This window comes from Shewanella profunda, from assembly GCF_023283765.1.
GTDB lineage: Bacteria > Pseudomonadota > Gammaproteobacteria > Enterobacterales > Shewanellaceae > Shewanella > Shewanella profunda.
In genome coordinates this window covers 33777-55549 of record NZ_JAKILG010000031.1, presented here as the reverse complement: position 1 = coordinate 55549, position 21773 = coordinate 33777, and the positions used below count along the sequence as shown (strand labels likewise).

Below are 21773 nucleotides of genomic sequence, written 5' to 3'. Positions count from 1 at the left end.
TGTGAAGCGGTTGGCGCTGTAACACTCAACCCAGATAAGGCACCAGAAGAAGGCGTAATAAATGCAGCTTAATATTTAAACAAAGAGTGACAACTATCTTGAAAAACACCGATTGTTCAGCGCAGCTACTCTTATTGCTGATCCATTGATTCCAAACCTCCATCGCACTTTTATCTGTTAGCGGTAGGATATGAGCTTTATCTTCATCGGTCACAGGTAAGTCTTGGTGGTTGAAAATCCACTTACGGCGATAGGTCTCTAAAGGTACATAGGTATGAGCCAAACAAAATCTCCTAGATGTGGCAGTAAGATCATATAAAAACGAGGCCGATTATACGGGCTTACGGAGTATTTGTGAAATCACCGAACCCTGAGAGTTGAGTCCGGTGGTCTTGAGTTCATTATTGTTTGGACGCCATTAACCTTGTGAGTTCAGATAAGTAATCGCGTGCTACTTGATTATTGGGATCGGCATTTAGTGCATTGGAGAATGCTGTGTATGAAGCCTCTACTTGATTGATTTCAAACATGAATAATCCAAGTTTTATCCATGTCTGCGTATCTGATGGATACTTCTCTAGGTAATCTAGGTAGACATTGACTGATTCTTGAACCTTGCCTTGGAGTTTCAAAATATGCGCATACTGAGGCATATACTCGTCACTATGAGCCAAAATTTTGACGAGTGTTGCTGCCGCAAGTTCAAGGTTGCCCAACTTGAGTGCCAGCAAAATAATATGCTTTAACTCCATCTCAGTGCAGAGTTCTTCGGGGAGGGCAAGTAAAGCTTCTAATGCCTGTTTTGGCTGTTGCTCAAGGCTAAGTTGGAATGACAAAGCGAGGTGATACAGCCTTTTAGCCTCAGTATCAGTTTCAATTAAGGGAAGTAAGTTTTGGACTGTAAGTGATAATCCATAACTATTTTTATTAGAGTTGAGTCCCATAATTTTTTTATAGACGCGTTCCATTGCAGAGGCTTTATTTAGAGTATCAATATAAGCTTTTCGCACTTGAGTGATATCTTCCTCAAATTTTTCTTTCAATTGTGAAAAGATAACATTTTCATGCGAGTCAGATAATGAAATTTTATGGTTTTTACACCATAAAAAAACTCTACCTGGTTGGCGGTTTTCTAACCAGGTAGGGGCGAGCGGTACTAATGAGTTTGAATCAATTTCTAGTTTTCTAAATACTATTTTTTCGTAGGATTTTACCACTAGCTTAAGAATATTATGGCAAGTTGTATTAAATGCGTCATAGTAACGTATAGTCATTTCGTTAATGTGTGACTGAGTCCAGCTTTCTGTCTCTCTTGTGGTTAGAAATTTGGAAAACTCAAAATAGCCATAGGTTTTAATTAATCTTGTCAGCTCTGGGTACTTTGAGTTTATACTTTTTTCTATTTTATTGATTTCACTAAGTATGACATCGGATTTTAATGAGTTTAAATTAAGTTTCTTCGATAGAGTTAAAGATTTTTTTGTCAGTTTTAATAGCTCTGTGAGGTCATCCTTGGCTTTTTTACATTCATCTAATGACTGAGCTAAATCTAATTTTTTATTTTCGGCGTTACACATTTCTAGGCTAGAAATTATTTTACTGCCAAGTTCATCAAGAATAATTTCTTCTGCCGCAACATAAGATATGCCTTCGATTTTTGCGGCACGGTCTGACAAATTTATAAAATCAACATTAGGATATTTTTTCGCCTCAGATGCTAGTGACTCCATCGCATGAACAAGCTGTATTGGGGCTTCAGCTTGGTAGCCTGCATAGGTTTCAATCCATTTGTTGTTATGTCCTAAATTAGGACCTAGATTAGCTTCAACCGTTCCGTTAGCATGGGTATATCCAGATCTTGAGTAACAATAATCAACACCGCTTAATAGTATTTTTTTGAACCCCATCTCAATAGCTAGGCGAATCGAACTATTAGTCACAGTCGGTCCAACTGTGATGATGTTATCGTGATCATTTTTGCCACTCCATGGATATCGTTGGCCTAGATATAAACTTCGTCCTTGCCATTGTGAAAGTACTTTTGGACTAACGTGGTAAGAGTTTACTAGAAGTGTATTTTCACTCAATGCAAAAATTTCTCGACTAACATCAAAGCTAAACTCTTGTGGATCAACACAAGTGATAATATCTGCTGAAATAGAATTTTTAGCTAGCTTCCCTGCTATGCGTGACACTGCAATAATAAAAAGATTCTCATTATTTTTTATTATCCAATCAATATGATCATCCAGTGATGGACCGCCTGCAACGACCAAGCAAGTCTTCTCTTTAAACTTATTTCTAAGAAGCTTTGCAGGTGTGTGATTGTCTGGGATATTCTCTAGTTGAGTCTGAAAGAATATTTTTTGGGTGAATGAAACCCTATGATTAAAATATTCATCTTGGACTTTGTTTTCTATTCTGCTAAATAGTGAGTTATAGGCTTCTAGGTGTTGGGATGTGACACCAAGAGAAGCATAAATCTCATACTCTCCTTTAGCGAGATATATTTTTATATCCTCTTGCTCTAACTGCTCTAAAAAATCAGTTTCATTTACTATTTTAAAGCTTTTTTGCTTAGCTGTCGGGATATCTATAATTAATAATGGTAGTACTTCATCTAATTCGATAAATATAAATTTAGACCCTAAAGCGATTTCCTGTTCTAATGCATAACTTGCTAGCAGTCCTGAGTCCATTCCAATAATAATATTAAGCTTATCTTTAAGCGAAAATGCCTTTTTAAACCTATGGTTATAAATTGTTTTTGAGTCAAGATTTTCAAAAGTATGGCGATTTATGCTAGGTAAATAGTATTCATTAAATCGACTTATTGCGAAACTATTCAATATTTTGTTCATTAGTTATACATTCCTATTGGTCGGCAAGTAAGTCAATACGAGCTCTTATCTTATATGCCAAGGCAAAAATTTGCTCAGGTAGAAAACAGCAATAAATGCGCCATGTTATTTTTTTGACAGTTTATATTGACATTTAGCCCTCAGGTGTTAATTGACTACTTAGAAAGGGCTGACTTGATGCAATAAAGTCGAAATTAGTCTATAAAATCATGTAAATTTTACGAGTAACTACCTATACTAATGGAGCTTTATAGGTGAGTAAACTACGTTCTAGCATTGATTTTGTGCCATGTTGGCTTGTTTTTTGCTTTGGTTTGATTGCGTTAGCAGTAAATCGTCAATTGTATCGGTTGCTACAGTTACATTATCTAGATGGAAAGCTAAATTGAGCCACTGGGGAGGCCCTATGTTTGATAACAAAACAATTTTAATTACAGGTGGCACTGGGTCATTTGGGCAAAAATACACAAAAACAATTTTAGAAAGGTATAAGCCTAAACGGTTGATCATTTTTTCTAGAGATGAATTGAAGCAGTTTGAAATGCAGCAGATATTTAATGACCCCTGCATGCGTTATTTCATCGGCGATGTGCGCGATGCAGATCGCTTAATGCAAGCATTGCAAGATGTTGATTATGTTATTCATGCAGCAGCACTAAAACAGGTGCCTGCTGCTGAGTATAATCCTATGGAATGTATCAAGACAAACATTTATGGAGCTGAGAATGTTATCAAGGCTGCTATTGCCAATAAAGTAAAAAAGGTGATTGCCTTATCTACTGATAAAGCTGCAAGTCCTATTAATCTTTATGGTGCGACAAAGTTGGCTTCTGATAAGTTATTTGTAGCAGCTAATAACATCGTTGGTTCAGGGAAAACACGTTTTGCTGCCGTGAGATATGGGAATGTCGTTGGTTCTCGTGGCTCTGTTGTTCCTTATTTTAAGCAGTTAATTGCTAATGGCGCTTCATCTCTTCCGATTACCCATCCTGATATGACTCGTTTTTGGATTACACTCCAAGATGGTGTTGATTTTGTTCTTAAAAATTTTTCTAGAATGCAAGGTGGAGAGATTTTCGTACCTAAAATCCCTTCAATACGAATTTCCGATTTAGCGGATGCTTATGGTAATGGATTACCACATGAGATCGTTGGTATTCGTCCTGGGGAAAAAATGCATGAAGTTATGTGTCCAGGTGATGATTCTCATCATACGATAGAATTCAATGATCATTTTGTTATCACACCATCAATTAAGTTTTTTGGTCGTGAAAGTGATTTTACAGTTAATGCTTTAAATGAAGTTGGCACTTTAGTTAATTCTGGCTTCGAATATAACTCTGGTAGTAATGTTCATTTTTTGACAGTCGAAGAAATATTAAAACTAGATGAGGAGTCATGTTCATGATTCCATATGGAAGGCATGATATTGTTGCCGATGATATTGCAGCCGTTGTTGAAGTATTACAATCCGATTTTTTAACTCAAGGTCCTAAAGTTCCTGAGTTTGAAAAGGCCATTTGTGATTACACGGGAGCCTCATTCTCTGTTGTCGTTAATAGTGCAACTTCTGCTCTACATATTGCTTGTCTTGCCTTGGGTGTTGGTCCTGGAGATTTAGTCTGGACATCACCGATTACCTTTGTTGCATCGGCAAATTGTGCTTTGTATTGCGGTGCTGAAATTGACTTCGTCGATGTCGACTCCAAAACAGGTAACATGTGTCCTGTAGCCCTTGCCAATAAATTACGTAATGCTGAACGTTTACCTAAAGTTATTATTCCTGTTCATTTAGCAGGCCATAGCTGCGATATGCAAGCAATTGGCGATTTAGCTAAGCAGTATGCTGTGAGTGTTTTAGAGGATGCTTCCCATGCTATAGGAGGAAGCTATCAAGACCAGAAGATAGGCGCATGTCAGCATTCCGATATTTGTGTATTTAGTTTTCATCCGGTAAAAATAATCACTAGTGCAGAGGGAGGCGTTGTTACTACTCAACAATCCGACTTAGCTAAACGTATGGTTCAGCTTCGTAGCCATGGGATCGTTAGAGATTCTACTATTATGCTTAGGGCGGATGAAGGTGATTGGTATTATGAGCAGCATGAGTTGGGATTTAACTATCGCATGACCGAGTTACAGGCAGCGCTCGGGGTGTCGCAAATGAAGCGACTCGATACCTTTGTTTTGAAAAGAAATGAACTAGCGGCACAGTATCGTAAACAGCTAATCGGTTTACCCTTTAGCTGGGTTGAGCCCTTACCTAATACTCAAAGTGCTAGACATCTACAAATTATCCGCCTAAATGATGCCTCTGTAAGAAAGCAGTTATTCAACGATATGCGAGCTGCAGGTATACAAGTACATGTGCACTATTTTCCTGTACACCTTCAGCCGTTTTATCTGCAAAAAGGTTTCCAACGAGGAGATTTCCCGTCAGCGGAGCATTTTTATGAGCAGATTTTGAGCCTGCCCTTATACCCTGAACTAGAACGAGATGCACTTAATTTGGTAATAACACAGCTCAGGATTAAGCTATCAAACCAATGATAGTTTTTATTTATATGCAGTTAGCCAGTAGTATGATTCAATTCTGTCATCAGTGAAATTTTCGTCAGTGACTTTCCCTATTGACTGAATGGTTAATCCTGCGTGTTCAATTAACTGACGTATTTCATTTTCATCATAATAGCTCTTCACTGTATCAACAGTTTTTCTGCGATCTTCCTTCGCACTAAAGGAGATGATTAGATTTGCACCTGACTTAAGAACATGGCTAATTGCCTGAAGAGTAACTTCAGGTTGCTTCAGATAATGCATCAGCCCCCAACAGAGGATCATATCAAAGTGTTGTGCCGAGAATGGGGTTAACACATCCGGTACCGAACCACATAAAAGTTGTTGTTGTGGTAATTGGTAACGTGATTTGACTATTTCGAGTGCTGATATACTCTGATCTACGCCGTACACTTGTCTAAATCCCAGTTCTAACAGCGCTCTGATATTACGTCCTTCGCCACATCCAAGATCTAAAACTAACGCGTCCGGTTTCAGATTCAGTCTCGAAATTTGTCTAATGACATTGATGTCCGGCCAAACAAAAGGTTTTTTTGCTCGGACATCCCGATAATGTGTGTCCCAGTTCATACGTAAACTCCTGTGTTAAATGAGAATGATTTTCCGGTATTTTTTGATAAAAAATCATTTAATTGCCATTGATAAGTGAATGAGAGCATTAAACAGTCGTCGATCTCTGAATACACTTTGTATCCTGAGTCTGGTAATTTGATGCTATATTGTTCAAGTTTCTGTTTAAATAGCAATAGCATGGGGACTGTTTGTTTTATCGGTTCCGGAAATTTTCCGAGGGCGAGGTGAATGTTATTTTCAAATACATCATAGCCGTTGCTTATCGTCGGGATAAACACATCATTGACTTTGTCGCCGCCAATTTCAGCATGTACTTCATAAATTTTGCATTGCTCATTTACGGGATTAAATTTCATTGCAGTTTGAAAAAAACCATGGTGAATCGACAAAGCATTTTTCATGTGTGAAAACTGGCTTTTTGCTACTTCGTCTAATTTTTGAGAGACAGTATACCAGCCGATCCCGTCAAAACTAGGCGGTCCGTTAGATATTTCTCCTATGGTACATAGGTGAAATATCTGACTGTTACAAACAAAGTCTATTGATACTATGTCTTGACCAAGCAAGTATTCTTCAATATTGACCGAGCCATCCAAGGATACGGAGGCTGCATTCGAGTAAGCTTGCTCTAAGTCTTTGCTTGAATTACACAGACTCATTGCTGCGTGAGACTTTACTGTATTGGAAGGCTTTACAAAAACAGGATAATCAATAGGACTATTAATATCGAATATTCTCGGTGCCGCAATATCATGCTGCCTGAGAGCGTGTAATAATTTTTGTTTGTGGGTGAAGATTTTACTATTATCTATGTCTAGTCCAGGGAGTTTAAAATGTTTAGCAATCTTTGCGCAGCTAACCACTGGCTTGCCTGTTGATCTTGTTAACACTGCGATTAATTTGACATCTTTTGCAACAATGGCGTCAATGATAGATTTAGCTTCATAGGTACTCACATTGATAAATAGGTCAGAAATCATCTTTCCTGGCGCTTGTGCGTCGGCATCACAAGATATGACTTTCCAGCCCATCTCCTTAATTTTTAGGATCAAAGGAACTTGACTCTGCCCAGCTCCTACGCTGAGAATGTATTCATCATTGCTTGACATGAATTTCCTCGATTATATGGTTAACTAATTGGCACAATTTGTTACCCCCATCAATTTGAAGGGAGTGTTGGTAAGCATTACTTAGACATAGCTCTCTAAATTTTTGGTTTTCCGCTGTAAATAGCGCTTGAATATCCTGAGTTATGGTCTCTCGTGAGTGACTAATGAGGCAACATTCTGCCTTCTCTAGCGCATCAAGTTCTTGTAGCTCGCAGAGTGAGTCGGTTGGCAGTAGAAGTGTGATCGTCCCAGATGCTATCGCCTCAAACAGAGAAATGCCATAGCAGCAAATGACAATTTCTGATTTTGCCATAAGTTCTGGTAAGTTCTCAGGGTTGATGACATGAGTCCATCTTTCTTGGTTAGGCAATTTTGGCTTGTCAGCATAGGGTCCCTGCACCCAAGTTATGTCATAAGTGGGTGGAACCTGTGTTTCTATTATTGCTGGTAACCAAGAACCATATTGCAATGCATCGCTGCCGCCAGTGGTGACCAGTACTCGCTTTTCCTTGGACACTATTTTCTGGGGTGTGAACAGGTAATGCGACCAGCCATATGTTGTTTTATCTGAGGCTGACTGACAAAAAAATGCAGGTACAAATATGGCATCCACTAAGGAATCTATATCTGCATCGGTTTTGTCTATGGCCAGCAGTTTAGTGTTTGCTGATTTTGCCTTGGTAAGGGCTGAATTTAAAAGAACCTTGTCTATGTACTGTGGATGAATGTCTACTATCCAGAGTGCGGTGCTATTTTCCAGCATTTGGGAAAGCGCCGATTGTTCGTTTTTGTACCATATTGCAGTACTTTGCAGCCAAGGTAAGTCGGTGCGTTTGTCACCAACTATGTGTACTGTAACTCCTAACGATAAATGTTCTTGCAGTAAGTTAGCGATAAAAGCACTTCTTTTGAGATGTCCCATACCGATATCTTTCCCGACATGACAGAGTATATGTACTCTTTTATAGTGTGTATCTGGACGTTTTTGGCGCACATGACTATTGATGCCACGCAGTACTGGATCAGCCTGAAGTTGTAGCTGAACCCATTTCAAGTTCACAATAGAATCGCTAGCGTTCTCTTGGAACCAACGTTGGTATACCTTATCCATGAAAAGGTAGTCGGCATAGGTATCGACTGAGATCCTATGTTTTATCGCAGAAAAATCGTCACTGTCGATGATGCTTAGTTTTTCTAATACAGGTGTCAGTTTATCAGCATAGCCAACATGTTCACGAGACATGTCACTTTGACTCGCCGCTAACAGTTTCTTCCAGCCAGTGAAGCTGTAAAATGCCATACCTTCGTGAATACTCATCACCCCCTCAGCAAGAACAATACTGTCTTTGAGTGGATGGAGTTTTAATTCTTTGATTGCATGATCGATAAAACCTGGATCGACCAAGGGGCAATCGCCGCATATGTAGACAATATATTGAGGTTGAAATGTATTTATGACTGCATCTAGGCGCCCCATTAGATCATTAACATCACCTTCGAAAGTAAAACAACTTACATTTTTATCTTGGGCCCAATTCACCAGTGGGCGGTTGTAATCATCTGCCGTGGTGGCAAGTATGATGTCATCGATTTCCTTGCAGCGGGTTAACCTACGCCATAGATGCTCAATCATAGGCTTACCGGCTAGGTGCAACATATGCTTTCCAGACAGGCGGCTAGAATTTAATCGAGCACCAACAATGGCAATGGTCTTCATTTGTGGGTCTCACATTGGAGTGAACACGGACTTATACTGTATTCGAAACTTGGTAAGTAACCATCTTCTTTAAGCGTTTCATCGGCTTCTATGAGTGAAAACCACAGTCTATTAAGATAATTGTTATTAATTTTTTGGCTAGAAATCATAGGTAAGGCTGCACAGAGTGCTGGATCCCATTTAAGTTTTACGCCAGAAGGCCCTGAACCGAAACGCACTTCTCCAGCCGTAGCGCCAAGTGCACTGGTAGCAGAGACAATAGATGATATTGGATTACCATGATTAAAATCATTTTTGGCCTGAAAGGTTTCCAAGGTATCGCTACCCAAGTGAGTTTGGTACCAGTTTCTTTGGCTGCAATCGAGTAATGTGACATACCCAAGCCGCAGTGATGCTTCAGGCCGAGTATGGTTATCAAAAGTGAAACCACAGGTTAGGTTTTCGCCACTTAATCTATACCACTTGCTTAATCCACCCGAGCGTAATGATTGATGACTGAGTATAAGTAAGCCATCTACATTATTTAAAATCTGATATTCAACTTTATTGAGATCTGTAATTCTGTCTCTATGTCTGAATCTTTCCATCAATAAGTGATTACTAAAAAAATCAACTCCATAGCTGATGTGGTCAAAGTAGCCATGTGAGAGTGTACCTAAAATGGGCTGAAATCCTTGCGACATAAAACTCAACTTCTCTATACACAATCCTCTGTTTGCATTGAGTATTAGATGGATTTCTGGCGTCTGTATGCTGAGTTTTCGTCTTGCTTCGTCAAATTCAATATGGACATTATTAGGCAGAATATTTGTCAGCTGCGTATTTTGTCTAATTAAAGTCGATGGCTTAGGTGTCGGTTTTTGAACTGCCAACACATCAAATCGTTTTTGGGTTAAATGAGTTCGCAGATCGCTAGCCCAACGTCGGCACAATTGCCGCCATTCATGATCGGTTGCTGTGTCTTTATTCAGTTTTTGGAAGTCAGCAAAGCATTGACTGTTGAGTTGTAAGTCATTGCGCCCACTTAATGCCCAACGATTAATGTTATATTTTGCCTGTTTCTTTACTGAGACAGGATGTTCGGCGTTAGTCAGTGTTAACGCAGGAGATGGACGCCATAATTTCATTACGTCACTGGGGGGACGCCATAAAAATGCAGCATTGCTATTTAATGATTTAAATAGCACGTCAATGCGCTGCCACTCTTTTTCTGCTTGAACAGCTTCAGTGTTGTAACGTCCTGGGCGGTAATCGAAAACTTCCGCATCACTGCCATAGAGAGGAAAAGCAAGGCATCCAGGTTGTATGACTTTATTGAGGTATTGCAGATAGTCTTCGAGTAATAACTCCCCATGCACATAGCGCTGAAACTTTTGGAATGCGATTGCATGGTTCCAGATAACCTTAATTTCATTACCTGAAGCGGTTACTAAGGACTGGGGACGTTTCAATAAATCAGTATGCCAATCAGGATTATGCGAATATGGGTTATCCCATTCCACAACAACAGCATCAAAGCCAACTTCAAGGTAAATATCCAGTAGCCCTGCTGAAACAGCTTGTTCATTGAGATAAGCTATTGTTGGTTTGTAACCTAGAATGCTTTTATAGGATACTTGCCCAAGTCGAAGATTATGACGATTAACCTCGGCTGGAACTAGCGGGCCTATTATCTGGCTGTCGCCACTAGCAATAAGTTCACAACGATTTTCACTCAATAACGTTTTGAAGCACTTAATCCAATCGGGGTCTACAGATTGAATTGCTTCAAGCGTGTAGGCCGTCATTTCCAATCCGAGCGGAATCCCACTTTCTATCAGGTGCAGCAAAGGCCAATAGCATCGCTGTACTACCTCAAGATGTGATTCTTGCTCTATGGATGAGAATGCCAAATTCATATGAAAAATAGCGTAAATTTTTACTGGCGCCATGCCGTTATCCTATTCATACGTCACTTTGACAAGTGATAGCGCTGCTTGAGCTAGCTCAATTGCTTCATGTTTGTTGGTTGCTGTGGTAATGACAAAACCGCTTCGTTGAGTATGATTTGACAGCGGAGCTATGATGGAACCCGGAGTAATGAATATTTTGAGTAACTGAACTCCAGGTGCTGTGGAAGCAACATCATGATTGAGAATAGATTTGACTTTACCTTCAGGAAGATCCAAGTAACGAATAGCCACCGCCTGTTGTTTCGAAGGTGTGACTTCTTCAACCGATAGACTTTGCCCCAGAGCGAGTTTGATGGCCTTCTCGACAAAGTTTACTCCACACGCAAGCGGAATTTGAGTAGTCGAGAAGTAGCCACCAGAGAGGCGGCCAGCTATCTCAATCACCTTAGGGCCTGTATTGGTAAATACCATATCGCCTTTTGCTACTCCGGAACTGATCCCTAACGCTAACGCCGCTTGCTCTACACATGAAATGACTGCAGAGCGAACACTCACACTTGATGCTGTCGGAGCATCGCCACCATTCTCTATGATGAAGGGCTTAGTACGTTCAAGCCATTCATAGTTACGGTCGGCAAAACCTAAGGTATAACATTGGCTATTGTCTACTAGGGTTTCGGTACTAAATTGTGGACCCTGGAGATATTCTTCCAGCATCACACTGCCAGTCGGTGATTCATGGTGGGCGAGTATCCAAGCAGCATCAAGTTGCGACGCCTGCTCAATGAGTTGCACTCCTCGAGCGCCTCGACTGTCTACGGGTTTTATCACCAAAGGGAAGCCAATTTCATCGGCGCGTGCATGAAGTGAGGCTCGATTAGGCACGGCGCAAAAACGAGGAATCGGGATCCCCATTTTTTGGAGTTGTTGTTTCATCGCGAGCTTGTCCGAGACCCAGAATGCAGACTCGAGTGATAACCCCGCTAGTCCCAGAGCATTACAGACGGTTGCTACGCTTAATGGCACATCGGCACACATGGCTATAACGCCATCCACTCGAACACCAGAGGTTATCAGTGCCAGAGTCTTAGCCAGAATGGCATTTCCATCGTAGGTGCTTTCTATAATGGTCCAATCGGCCATAGCTAAACCTGGTGCAGCCGGATTACCGTCTGCAATTATGAGCTTAAGACCCATAGTTTTGGCAATTCTTATGCCTTCACAGGCTTCAATGCCTGCCCCTATGATAAGTAGGTGTTTATCTGTATTTGGCATCAGCGTGCTCTTATATTGTCAATGCTATGCAACTTTAAGGTTTCGACACCTTTATCCCTAAGCCACGACAAGGCATTAAAAATTTCCTTTTCCGATGCATAGGAAGAAATCAACACAGTGTCTCCTTCCTGCCAATTGATACTTGCAGGATCCTGACAGATCCACTCACCTTGTTTTAGTCCCCATTTCAGGGACGAAGTGTCGGTTAGACCATCAACTTTGCAGTACTCAAGCAGGTTGGTGTTTGCGACCAATTGACAGGTGTGGATCCCCGCACCCCAGAGGAATATACGTTTACTTTGTTGCAGTTTGCTCATTACAACATCTAAGCAGCCTTGCCAGTAATTAATCTCTTTACTGTGGTAATCTTTGAGAATTCGGCGATTGCCCTCAACATCAGCACGGAAACAAACATAGTTGTTCTGCTTTTTTGTACTAGCGAGTACCCCAATAATCGGTGACAGATTACTGTTAAAGTGTTCTATTAGTGAAACGGGCGAATAGCCTGCTAGCTTTAAGCTTTGAAGTAGGTTCTCTTTGGTATAGTAATTGATGTGTTCAAAAGAGAAAAAACCAGGGCATAAACTGTCTGGGTTTGTCATCAATGGCACTTCAATATAGATAAAGCCTTCATCAATATTTGACTGTATTTTTCGGCACTTAGCTAAGATTTCTTGAGGCTGGTAGAGGTGTTCCAGTACATGAGTTAAGAGCAAAAGTTCGAATCTCTCATCAGTCTGGAAATCTTCAGCGCTGCTATCAATACAATCTATTTGATAGAGCCGCTTGGCTAATTCTACCGAGGCAGAGCTAGGTTCGACGCCTAATACTCGTTCAACGCCAGCGTCACGAAAACGGGATAAGGTGTATCCATCAGAACTTCCGATTTGTAACGCGGAGCTTGGCAAGTGACCTATACCACGTTTGATGAATTGGATCTGTTCGTCGAGATCTCTTACCTTCGCATCAGAGGGGTTTTCTTGTCTTCCTGGATTAGTATAAACAGCCATGGAACTGTAGAAAGTCATCATTTCATCGAAATTTACAGATGGACTTTGACATACTGACCCACAGTCAGGACACACCGAAAAACCAATTTCTGTAGTGGACAGCCCTGGAAGGGGCCATGTTGTGGAGAATATACGTTCAATAGCATCACTGTTACATAAAAAACATTTTCTGATCATATTACTTATCTACCTTTGCATAAATCACTGACTCAAAAAGATGTTGTGAATGATGAACAAACCAGAAATGATAGTCGGAATTTGAATTAGCAATTTGCTCAATCAGTTGCCATAGATGATTGGGTTCATGGTAGGCACTGATAGCGAGTTTTGGAGGTGCTTCTCGCATTAACATAGCTGCACCTTTAAGTGCTTGAGGTTCAGCGCCTTCAATATCTAACTTGATATAGGTTGGCTTACGCGGGAGCGTTTTAGCGTAACAGTCTATAGTTGTCGCAGATACTTCTGTAACTTGTTCATGAGCCGAAACATCGGTACTTACTCTCGATTGCATGGTGTGAACCGCTTCGATAGAGGTAACGAATTTTAATGTAGCCTCTTGATCCCAAAGCGCCTTGTCTAGCACATAGCTATGAGGGATACTTTGTTTGGCGATGAGATCCGTAAGAATTTTCCTGTTGTCATCATCAGGTTCGAAGCTGTGAACTTCGATAGCGTTACCACAAAGCGTTTTTAATTCTAATAACGTATCACCTTGCCATGCGCCACCATCTATATAAACATCATCGCTGCAAGGAGCGACAGTGCTACTCATATAATGTTCGTGACATGGAGTAGAAAGTTGCAATGGGTCATAGGTTTGACGGTATCGAATACAACCGAGAAAACTATACAAGTCTTCTCCAGCTAGGTGTTTTTGTCCCATTGCAACCGCTTTTGTTGCATCAAATATTTCGCAATTAAAGTGATCTTTCCAGCGTGGGAAATCGACACAAAAACTAAAGTCTAGATATTTACAGTCAAGTTGAAGAAGCTGCAGGGCAATGTCTCTGGCCCATAAACTCGCAATGAGCACTAGGTGAGTAGAATTTTGTAACTGATCTGGGGAAATAACTGGCTTACCATGAAATAACTGCTGCTGTCTTGACGGATCGTTATCTACATAACAAAGAATGTTAACCTGATATTGTGTTAATACTTGAGTAACGCGTTCACCAGCTCCACCTGTACCAAATACAATCACTTCGTCTAACTGAGAAAGAATCTGCTCAGGAGATAACCACTGTAAGTTAGCCAGAATGTCTTGGCGTAATAATTCATTTTTTGTTTGATTACCCAAAATACATACCTCCATTCATATTAATCGTCTGTCCTGTCAGATAAAATGAGTCCTCTTGGCAAAGGTGCAGTACTTGTTTAGCGACTTCATCAGCACAAGCAAGGCGTCCAGCAGGAATATTTCTGACTTTTTCTTTACCCGCTTCCGATGCCAGCTCTTTAGCTGACATGTCAGTAGCGACTAAGCCTATTGCTACAGCCATACTGGCAATTCCATCTTTGGAATAGATCTTAGATATAGATTGAGTAAAATTAATTAGTCCAGCCTTAGATGCGGCATAATGAACTTGGTTGAAACCACCCCATTGACCACCAATACTTGTGATATTGATCACTCGGCCCCATTGCTGTTGCCTCATATCGTTTAATGTCTCTTGCACAGCGATAAAAGGACCTTGAAGGTTCACTTTCAACATCCGTTCCCAATCGTCGTCAGTAATAGTCTCAAATTGTTTTTCTTGAGCTAATGCACCATTGTTGATCAGGATTGAGACTGGTAGCTGGAAGTGTTCAGTGACTTTAGCAATCGCTTTTTTAATACTGTCTCGACAGCTATAGTCCATAGCAACAGCTAACGCTTGGGCTCCTTGGGCATTAAGTTGCAAGGCAAGCTCTTCAGCTTTTTGACGGTTGTTGCTGTAACCAATGGCTACTGCATAACCCTGTTGACAGAAAAGGGTACTTAAAGATGTACCAACGCCTCCTGCACCACCGGAAATGATCACCAAGCGCTTATTGCTCATGTTTATTTACCTTCTTGATAACTTGCCTGGCTTTTTCTTTTATTGATGGTGTATCTAATCCATAAAAAGCAGCCAATTCATCAGGTTCACCTGAACGACCAATCACATCATTTAGTCCCATTCTAAATAGTGGTGCGCTAGGGTTTTCAGCTAAAACTTCAGCAATCGCTGAACCTAGTCCACCGATCACATTGTGATCTTCACAACTAATCAAAGCTGAAGTTTCCTGTGCGGCTTTAATTATCATATTTTCATCGATAGGTTTAATGGTTGGCAAATGAATAACACGCACACTTATTCCTTCAGTCATCAATTCTTGTGCCGCAGATAGGGCTCTGTGTGTCATAACGCCACAACTTAATATTGTGATATCATTACCATAATGTAGTTCATACCCTTTACCTATTGTAAACTCTGGCTCTTCGGTAAACACGTTAGGGCAGGGACTGCGTCCGGTGCGCATATAAGCTGGGCCCGAATAGTTTACTAATGCTTTGGTGGCGGCTCTCACTTCCCATGCATCACAAGGAGACAGTACCACCATGCCTGGTAAAGAACGCATACAAGCGATATCCTCAATACACTGAGCTGACGCGCCATCTGGGCCAACATCTAAACCGGGATGGCTAGCGACTAATTTGACATTTTTATTTGAGTAAGCAACAGATAAACGGATCTGCTCAAACCCTCGTAGCATAAAAGTAGCAAATGTTGTTACGAATGGTTTGTAACCAGAAATAGCTAATCCAGCGGCAACACCAACCATATTTTGCTCAGCAATACCACACTGAATAAAACGTTGTCTATGCTGACTACGGAAGTGATGAGCCCCCGTACCTCCAGCAACATCAGCATCTAATACAAGAATTGTTGGATCTGTGTTTGCACATTCAGAGAGCGCAGAACCGAAAGCTTCTCGCAGCGAGTTAGATTGTTGACCTACTAGTGTTGGGGCATTAGACATTTTGGTATTCCTCTAATTCGGTTGAGCTACATCCTAAGGAGGTCATGGCATCTATATATTGTTGTTCTGATAAGGTGACACTGCCGTGCCACAAAGGCATATTTTCCATGAAGTCTATGCCTTTCCCTTTTATTGTATGAGCAATCAAAACCTTAGGTTGAGATGATGCATTATCGGCTAATAATGCTGCCAATAATTGTTGATGATCATGACCGTCAATATTAATCACTTGCCACCCAAATGATTGCCACTTGTCCATTAATGGTTCTAAGTTGCAGATTTCACTATTGCTCGCATCGCTTTGTAACTTGTTATAATCCACAATTGCCGTCAGTTGAGATAAGCCATGATGTCCGCTGAACATAGCAGCTTCCCATACCTGACCTTCCTGTAGTTCACCGTCCCCAAGTAAGGTAAATACTCTATTAGAACTATTTTTTAATTGCAGTCCTTTCGCAATACCAACAGCGACAGAAAAGCCTTGTCCCAGCGAGCCTGTACTTACATCGACCCATGGTAAGTGTTTGACATCAGGATGACCCTGCAAAGGAGAATTTATACTTCTAAGGGTTTTTAGTTCTGCGGTGGTTAATAACCCTTTTGTAGCGGCCGCAGCATATAACGTAGGGGCAGCATGCCCCTTTGATAGAATAAAAGAGTCTTCACTTAGTCTGTTTTTAGTCCTCGGTGCAGACATGACTTTGTGAAAGAGAATAGTCATAATATCACTGCAGGATAAAGAGCCGCCTGGATGGCCTGATTTAGCATGATAAATAGACCAGATAATATTTTTACGCACTTTTTGTGCAATTAATTCAGTTGGAGTCATGACGTTTACTCATTGATATCTCAAGTTGAAAATGATTAGCCATTAAAGCTGTGGCGTATGTGTTTTAATGGTCGTAAGCCATCCTGTGGGTCAGCGCGCCACTCTCTATCTGAGGCTTCGCTCGCAACAAATTGTTTTTCTGGATGTCCATCAATCACATCAGCAAGTTTTATGCCTTGGATGACGGGGGCAATCTGAAATGGTAACCAGCAGTGTCCAGAAGTATATTCATCGCCTTTTTCATCTAAATCTAAATGAAACTCTATGACATCGGCTTGCCATTTGTGCATAGCTCGGTTAAGTACAGCACTCGAAACCGTATGATCAGACCATCCAACTTTGACGTGATAGCGATTTCTAAAACTTTCTAAAACAGCTAAGTTGCATTCATGTTCTGGGGTTGGATATGCAGAAACACAGTGGAGCAATGTAATGTCACTGGTGCCATTTTCTTTCAAGGTTTTTACTGCATGATCGATTTCTTCTATCGTCGCCATACCCGTTGAGAGCACGACTGGCTTTCCCGTTTTTGCACAGGCTACAAGTAACGCATCCCACAGTAATTCGTAGGATGCGATCTTGTAGAAATCCACAAAGGGTTCAAGCTCTGCTACCGCGTCTAGGTAAAACGGTGTGCAAGAAAACTGAATACCGTATTCATCGCACGATTGCTTGAGCTGGGGCAGAAAACTGACGGGAAGCTCCCAATCTTTACGTTTACGATGAGTCTCACTTTTTGCAAGGATTTCAGGAGCAAAAAGTTCGTCTATTTTAAAAAGTTGAAACTTTACTGCATCACAACCTATGTCAGCTGCTGTTTTGATAAACTCGATACAGCGCTGCAAGTCTCTATGATGGTTACTGGAGACTTCGGCGATAAAAACAGGTGAATGTTTAGTCATAGTTGCTCACAAATGGCTTTGATAGTTTATTAACGGCAAATTACCTAAAAGCTTTATGCCTGTGCATTTTCCTATTTCAGATTAATGCCATCAGCTCGTACTCTAAGTAATCGGCTAGGTTTAGCCAATCATGTTGCTCTTGAGCCTGAAGCATTAAGGGTAAAATTTGCCGAAAAGTTGAATTTTGAATAATCTCTGGGCAATGTTTTTCTATTAGATCTAGACATAGGCGTAACTCTACCGAAGCCTGAGCCTCTTGACCCAACCTAAATAAATGTGCCGTTTGACTAAGTGAATCCTGTAGATTTAAGGGCATTATATAAGCTCCTTATACTGCGAACCGCGAATTTTGGCACCAGATAAACTTGCTTGGTAAAATTTCACATCGGGGTGTTTAGCTATATAGCGTTCTAAATAGCGGAGGTATGCTCTTAAATTTAAATCGGTAGGAACTCTTTGGCCCTTACCATTGATTAACCAATGTTTAGCTTCCTTTATTTTCTGAACGATAGCCTTGACCCATATTTGTTCTTTTATATCATTCTCATCGAAGGGATGATCATTCCAAAAGGCATGACTTTTGTTATTGCAGTAACAAAAGTCACACCCTAACAGGGTAATTTCTTTGGCATTTAATTTTACAGCTAAATCAATAGCCGGATGAATAACACTGCCATTTGTGAAAAGCCGTAGTTTGGGGGTTTGATAAGCAAGTGAATCGTAAATCTTGCTATTCCCATAGGCAATGAATCTCTCACCTAACCAATGAGTCAGTACATCAGGATCAACTCTCGGAAAATATACGAGATTTATATCATGGGTTTCTGATAATGGTAAGTGATACGATGCAATTAAACCGTCTATACAGACTACGATATCCGGCTTAATTTTATGATGAAGTAATCCACGCAATGCCGTATCCGCAGCAATAATTAAGGGTCTGGATGTGCTCAAGCTGATTTGTTGTAGATACGGATAATGTTCTTCTAAAGATGGGCCTGAACCTATAACTATTGCTTTGTATCTATGGTGTCTTTTTACTAAGTCGGCAGCATCGGGATCATTAGCAATGAATACCCGATTATCAGCAAAACGCTGAAGTATCTGTGGATCATCGGTTTTATGGCGTCTATTCGAAAAGTCACGATTAAGCTCCATAACCAACAAGTCTCTGAGAGTGGCGTTTTCATCACTGACAAGAGTGAGATCCGGCGTGATTGCAATATTGGGAAAATGTAACTCTGAGCTTGGAAGGGCAATTAAATTAATGTTCGGATGACTTAACCATTCACTTTGATCTGTATAACAAAGAAGCAGTGCAAAAACACTCAGATTTAAAATGCAAACATCAATTGAGGTGTATTTGGGATTATCAATAAGTAAACTGGGTACATCTCCCATACCTACACCGTAGACAGTAACTTTAGTGGTATCTGCTGGCAGTGTACTGATAAATAGCCGTGCTTCTGCAAGGCGATCGTGACGGCTACTGAGTTGGATACCATTGACACTGATTGTTTGATTACGGCCGTTAACGAGATGTGCGTCTAGGTGAACGATGGATTGACTTTTTACTGCCGCTGCTACAATTGGCCAGCGCTTAGCGATGATATTGAGATTGGATGCAAATAGTTCAGTCATTCCGTATCTCCGGAAGATTTTTGTTATTCGATATTACCGACATCACTATCTGGTCTCTCCACAGGGACTCGAACCAGACCTATGTTTATCAAGTGCATAATTATCAAAACTCGACAAATCATTGTTTTTATGGGTTTTTATTATATAATGATACAACTTGACATCACTTGTAATCACTTTGAAACCCTCCGCAAAGTAGGATAGAGTAGGATAACTCAAAAAAGTAGGATTATTTGTATCATGGCAAAACTCAAAAGCGACAAAGATTTTACCATTGAAAAGCTAAAAAGCTTACCCTCGGTTTCTAAACGCATTCGCTACAATGATCCGAAAGTTGAAGGATTAGTTGCCCGAAAATCACCATCAGGCCAGATCGTTTTTGCAGTTTACCGCAAGTTTAAAGGTAAGCCCATAGAAGTTGATATTTGCAAAATTACTGATGATGTTTCCATTGAAATGATCAGAAACAAGGCGAGAGCTATAAACGGTCAAATCGCTATGGGCATCGACCCTCGGATCGAAAAACATGCTCACAAACAAGTCGAAATACCGAAAAGTGAAAGTGGAAGTGAAGATGACGGTGTTCTGACATTTAGTAAAATTGTTGACTATTACATAACTGATTTTGAAAATTGCGTTCGAATGGAACTTAAGACAAAAATATCGCTTAAAGATGCAAAAGCTACATTTAAAAACCATGTTTTGCCAGTTTACGCAGATAAAAAAATTGAAGATATAGACGCAACCGAATTTGAAGAAACCTTTCAAAAGGATAAATCGGTTGCTGTCTATAATAAAATTTTGACGTTTTCTAAAGCCGCCTTAAATTTCGCTGTTAAAAAAAGAAAAATACCTTTTAATCAATTATTTGCATTGGAAAAGCTGACGGCTCCCAGCGGTAGGGCAAGAGTATTAAAAAAAGATGAAAAATTCAGACTTTTCAAGGCTATAGAAGAAGAGGAGAAAATTATACATTCTGATGTTGTTTGGATGATCATCGAAACTGGCGCAAGAAAACAAAATGTTATATCGATGGTTTGGTCTGATGTAGATCTTCTTGGTAGTACATGGACTCTAAAAATAAAAAATGATGAAAATCAGCAAATTTCGTTATCAAAGAGAGCTACTGAAATTTTGGCGAGACGGATTTTAACAAAGACTTCTAAATTCGTTTTTCCATCAGATTCACCAATATCAAAAACTGGTCATATTTCTGAGAAAACGAGCGAAGGGGCGTTTTGGCGAAGGATTTGTAGGAGGGCTGGGGTTTACTCTAAGGATAGAAAAGAAAATCTTACTATTCATGATCTTAGGCGGACATTGGCTACAGAGATATATAATAATACATCTGATTTAGGTTTAACACAGGGTGCTTTGGGGCATAGAAATTTGCAAACAACGAAAAAACACTATGCACACTTAAATAATTCAAAAATCGTGAAAGCCGTACAGGATGTTAGTGATGAAAATTCTGATATTTTAGAGAAGGTTAGAGCTGATTTAGAAAATAAAACAATAACTTAAAAGATGCTATTAAATACTGTAGTGGTAATAATAGATTTTTAATGTTGGGTACATATCAGAATTTAGCTCGCTAGCGATACTGCGCAACATGAGGCTAGCGTCTGTACTAACTTTAGTGAAGCGAAAAATAATTGAAAAATCATATTTTTAGAGGCAGGATTACGGTCCAATATGATATCGCATGCTAATTATTTTGTGCTTTGAAACTTTGCTCCAATAGTTATGCTATATGCCTCTACAATATGCAACTAGATATTCAGATTATTGCACGCATGGTCTTAGGAGGGCGGCATTTGGTAACAGTTACCGCCTATCCGACAGAAAAGTGCCACGGTGTGTAAATCATTTATGCCCCAAAATCGTTTAGGGTCTGTACTCTATGCTACTGATGCTCCATGTGTTTACCCTACCAAAAGTAATTCACTTTACTCCCACCAAAATCCAAAAAATATGCCATCTGTTTGACATGAGCATCAGTTGCACATATTCGATTGTGCTAGCATCCAAAAAGTCAGCATTACACCACTTCAAAGGAGAAACCATTGGCTAGACGAGGTAGTGGTTTACGAACGGCTATAAAGATTGTTAAAGCAATAGATAGAGCTAACAAACAAGCAGCTCGTGAATCCCAGCGTAGGCAAAAAGCTAGTGAGCGAGCACATGCTCAGGCAATGAGAGAGCACGAAAGAGAAGTGCGAGAAGCTCAGCGCGAATTACAAAGGCAAGCAAGACTAAATAAGTCAGCAGCAAAGCAAGCTTTTAAAGATGCAGTAGCTAACGCCGCAGAAGAATACCAGGAGCGATGTGAAGAGCGAGCCGCTCTTAGGAAACAATTCATACAAGAGGTTCTAAAGTAATCA

The 21773-nt window shown here is 40.3% G+C and carries 18 protein-coding genes and 1 pseudogene; 4 read left to right on the top strand and 15 right to left on the bottom strand.

Annotated elements, in window-relative coordinates; all coding sequences use genetic code 11:
• Positions 1–112: 112 nt before the first annotated feature.
• A pseudogene (locus L2744_RS14575) lies at positions 113–283 on the bottom strand (DUF2947 family protein); the annotation flags it as partial.
• 118 nt (positions 284–401) lie between these two features.
• A complete protein-coding gene (locus tag L2744_RS14570; RefSeq protein WP_248992598.1) occupies positions 402–2861 on the bottom strand; it encodes a 6-hydroxymethylpterin diphosphokinase MptE-like protein in 2460 nt (819 codons plus the stop codon).
• Positions 2862–3267: 406 nt separating this feature from the next.
• Between L2744_RS14570 and pseB the strand changes: the two genes are divergently transcribed.
• Positions 3268–4269: a UDP-N-acetylglucosamine 4,6-dehydratase (inverting) gene (gene pseB, locus L2744_RS14565; RefSeq protein ID WP_248992597.1), complete on the top strand. Its 1002-nt coding sequence runs from the start codon at positions 3268–3270 to the stop codon at positions 4267–4269.
• Positions 4266–5411 (top strand): UDP-4-amino-4,6-dideoxy-N-acetyl-beta-L-altrosamine transaminase, encoded by a 1146-nt coding sequence (gene pseC, locus L2744_RS14560; RefSeq protein WP_248992596.1) that lies wholly within the window; start codon positions 4266–4268, stop codon positions 5409–5411. Before pseB ends, pseC begins: the two co-directional genes overlap by 4 nt.
• A 6-nt stretch (positions 5412–5417) precedes the next feature.
• Here pseC and L2744_RS14555 read toward each other — a convergent pair whose 3' ends face one another.
• The 13 genes from L2744_RS14555 to L2744_RS14495 form a co-directional block, all read right to left on the bottom strand.
• Positions 5418–6008, bottom strand: coding sequence for a class I SAM-dependent methyltransferase (locus L2744_RS14555; RefSeq protein WP_248992595.1), 591 nt, complete (start codon positions 6006–6008; stop codon positions 5418–5420).
• Complete coding sequence (locus tag L2744_RS14550) at positions 6005–7120, bottom strand: ATP-grasp domain-containing protein (protein WP_248992594.1); 1116 nt, start codon at positions 7118–7120, stop codon at positions 6005–6007. The genes L2744_RS14555 and L2744_RS14550 overlap by 4 nt, the downstream gene beginning before the upstream one ends.
• The gene (locus tag L2744_RS14545; RefSeq protein WP_248992593.1) at positions 7107–8837 is read right to left on the bottom strand and encodes a cytidylyltransferase domain-containing protein; all 1731 of its coding nucleotides are present in this window, start codon (positions 8835–8837) and stop codon (positions 7107–7109) included. The genes L2744_RS14550 and L2744_RS14545 overlap by 14 nt, the downstream gene beginning before the upstream one ends.
• A complete protein-coding gene (locus tag L2744_RS14540; protein WP_248992592.1) occupies positions 8834–10768 on the bottom strand; it encodes a polysaccharide deacetylase family protein in 1935 nt (644 codons plus the stop codon). Before L2744_RS14540 ends, L2744_RS14545 begins: the two co-directional genes overlap by 4 nt.
• Before the next feature lie 9 nt (positions 10769–10777).
• Entirely contained in the window at positions 10778–12004 is a 1227-nt protein-coding gene (locus L2744_RS14535) for an ATP-grasp domain-containing protein (protein WP_248992591.1), read from the bottom strand.
• The gene (locus L2744_RS14530; RefSeq protein WP_248992590.1) at positions 12004–13014 is read right to left on the bottom strand and encodes a class I SAM-dependent methyltransferase; all 1011 of its coding nucleotides are present in this window, start codon (positions 13012–13014) and stop codon (positions 12004–12006) included. The genes L2744_RS14535 and L2744_RS14530 overlap by 1 nt, the downstream gene beginning before the upstream one ends.
• Positions 13015–13192: 178 nt before the next feature.
• Entirely contained in the window at positions 13193–14311 is a 1119-nt protein-coding gene (locus tag L2744_RS14525) for an FkbM family methyltransferase (RefSeq protein ID WP_248992589.1), read from the bottom strand.
• Positions 14304–15053: an SDR family NAD(P)-dependent oxidoreductase gene (locus L2744_RS14520; RefSeq protein ID WP_248992588.1), complete on the bottom strand. Its 750-nt coding sequence runs from the start codon at positions 15051–15053 to the stop codon at positions 14304–14306. Before L2744_RS14520 ends, L2744_RS14525 begins: the two co-directional genes overlap by 8 nt.
• Positions 15043–16017, bottom strand: coding sequence for a transketolase family protein (locus L2744_RS14515; protein WP_248992587.1), 975 nt, complete (start codon positions 16015–16017; stop codon positions 15043–15045). The genes L2744_RS14520 and L2744_RS14515 overlap by 11 nt, the downstream gene beginning before the upstream one ends.
• Positions 16010–16846 (bottom strand): transketolase, encoded by an 837-nt coding sequence (locus L2744_RS14510; RefSeq protein ID WP_248992586.1) that lies wholly within the window; start codon positions 16844–16846, stop codon positions 16010–16012. Before L2744_RS14510 ends, L2744_RS14515 begins: the two co-directional genes overlap by 8 nt.
• 35 nt (positions 16847–16881) lie before the next feature.
• Positions 16882–17748, bottom strand: a complete 867-nt coding sequence (locus tag L2744_RS14505) for an N-acetylneuraminate synthase family protein (protein ID WP_248992585.1) — start codon at positions 17746–17748, stop codon at positions 16882–16884.
• A 76-nt stretch (positions 17749–17824) separates the two neighbouring features.
• Positions 17825–18064, bottom strand: coding sequence for a hypothetical protein (locus L2744_RS14500; protein ID WP_248992584.1), 240 nt, complete (start codon positions 18062–18064; stop codon positions 17825–17827).
• On the bottom strand, positions 18064–19389 hold the full coding sequence (locus L2744_RS14495; RefSeq protein ID WP_248992583.1) for a motility associated factor glycosyltransferase family protein: 1326 nt from the start codon (positions 19387–19389) through the stop codon (positions 18064–18066). Before L2744_RS14495 ends, L2744_RS14500 begins: the two co-directional genes overlap by 1 nt.
• 240 nt (positions 19390–19629) lie before the next feature.
• On the opposite strand from L2744_RS14495, the gene L2744_RS14490 reads away from it, so the two are divergent.
• A complete protein-coding gene (locus L2744_RS14490; protein WP_248992582.1) occupies positions 19630–20913 on the top strand; it encodes a tyrosine-type recombinase/integrase in 1284 nt (427 codons plus the stop codon).
• 542 nt (positions 20914–21455) lie between these two features.
• Positions 21456–21770: a hypothetical protein gene (locus L2744_RS14485; RefSeq protein ID WP_142615043.1), complete on the top strand. Its 315-nt coding sequence runs from the start codon at positions 21456–21458 to the stop codon at positions 21768–21770.
• Positions 21771–21773 lie beyond the last annotated feature (3 nt).

Excerpts from the sequence above, each read along its gene's own strand:
- L2744_RS14570 (WP_248992598.1), bottom strand. The coding sequence starts at position 2,861 with ATGAACAAAATATTGAATAGTTTCGCAATAAGTCGATTTAATGAATAC.
- pseB (WP_248992597.1), top strand. The coding sequence starts at position 3,268 with ATGTTTGATAACAAAACAATTTTAATTACAGGTGGCACTGGGTCATTT.
- pseC (WP_248992596.1), top strand. The coding sequence starts at position 4,266 with ATGATTCCATATGGAAGGCATGATATTGTTGCCGATGATATTGCAGCC.
- L2744_RS14555 (WP_248992595.1), bottom strand. The coding sequence starts at position 6,008 with ATGAACTGGGACACACATTATCGGGATGTCCGAGCAAAAAAACCTTTT.
- L2744_RS14550 (WP_248992594.1), bottom strand. The coding sequence starts at position 7,120 with ATGTCAAGCAATGATGAATACATTCTCAGCGTAGGAGCTGGGCAGAGT.
- L2744_RS14545 (WP_248992593.1), bottom strand. The coding sequence starts at position 8,837 with ATGAAGACCATTGCCATTGTTGGTGCTCGATTAAATTCTAGCCGCCTG.
- L2744_RS14540 (WP_248992592.1), bottom strand. The coding sequence starts at position 10,768 with ATGGCGCCAGTAAAAATTTACGCTATTTTTCATATGAATTTGGCATTC.
- L2744_RS14535 (WP_248992591.1), bottom strand. The coding sequence starts at position 12,004 with ATGCCAAATACAGATAAACACCTACTTATCATAGGGGCAGGCATTGAA.
- L2744_RS14530 (WP_248992590.1), bottom strand. The coding sequence starts at position 13,014 with ATGGCTGTTTATACTAATCCAGGAAGACAAGAAAACCCCTCTGATGCG.
- L2744_RS14520 (WP_248992588.1), bottom strand. The coding sequence starts at position 15,053 with ATGAGCAATAAGCGCTTGGTGATCATTTCCGGTGGTGCAGGAGGCGTT.
- L2744_RS14515 (WP_248992587.1), bottom strand. The coding sequence starts at position 16,017 with ATGTCTAATGCCCCAACACTAGTAGGTCAACAATCTAACTCGCTGCGA.
- L2744_RS14510 (WP_248992586.1), bottom strand. The coding sequence starts at position 16,846 with ATGACTCCAACTGAATTAATTGCACAAAAAGTGCGTAAAAATATTATC.
- L2744_RS14505 (WP_248992585.1), bottom strand. The coding sequence starts at position 17,748 with ATGACTAAACATTCACCTGTTTTTATCGCCGAAGTCTCCAGTAACCAT.
- L2744_RS14500 (WP_248992584.1), bottom strand. The coding sequence starts at position 18,064 with ATGCCCTTAAATCTACAGGATTCACTTAGTCAAACGGCACATTTATTT.
- L2744_RS14495 (WP_248992583.1), bottom strand. The coding sequence starts at position 19,389 with ATGACTGAACTATTTGCATCCAATCTCAATATCATCGCTAAGCGCTGG.
- L2744_RS14490 (WP_248992582.1), top strand. The coding sequence starts at position 19,630 with ATGGCAAAACTCAAAAGCGACAAAGATTTTACCATTGAAAAGCTAAAA.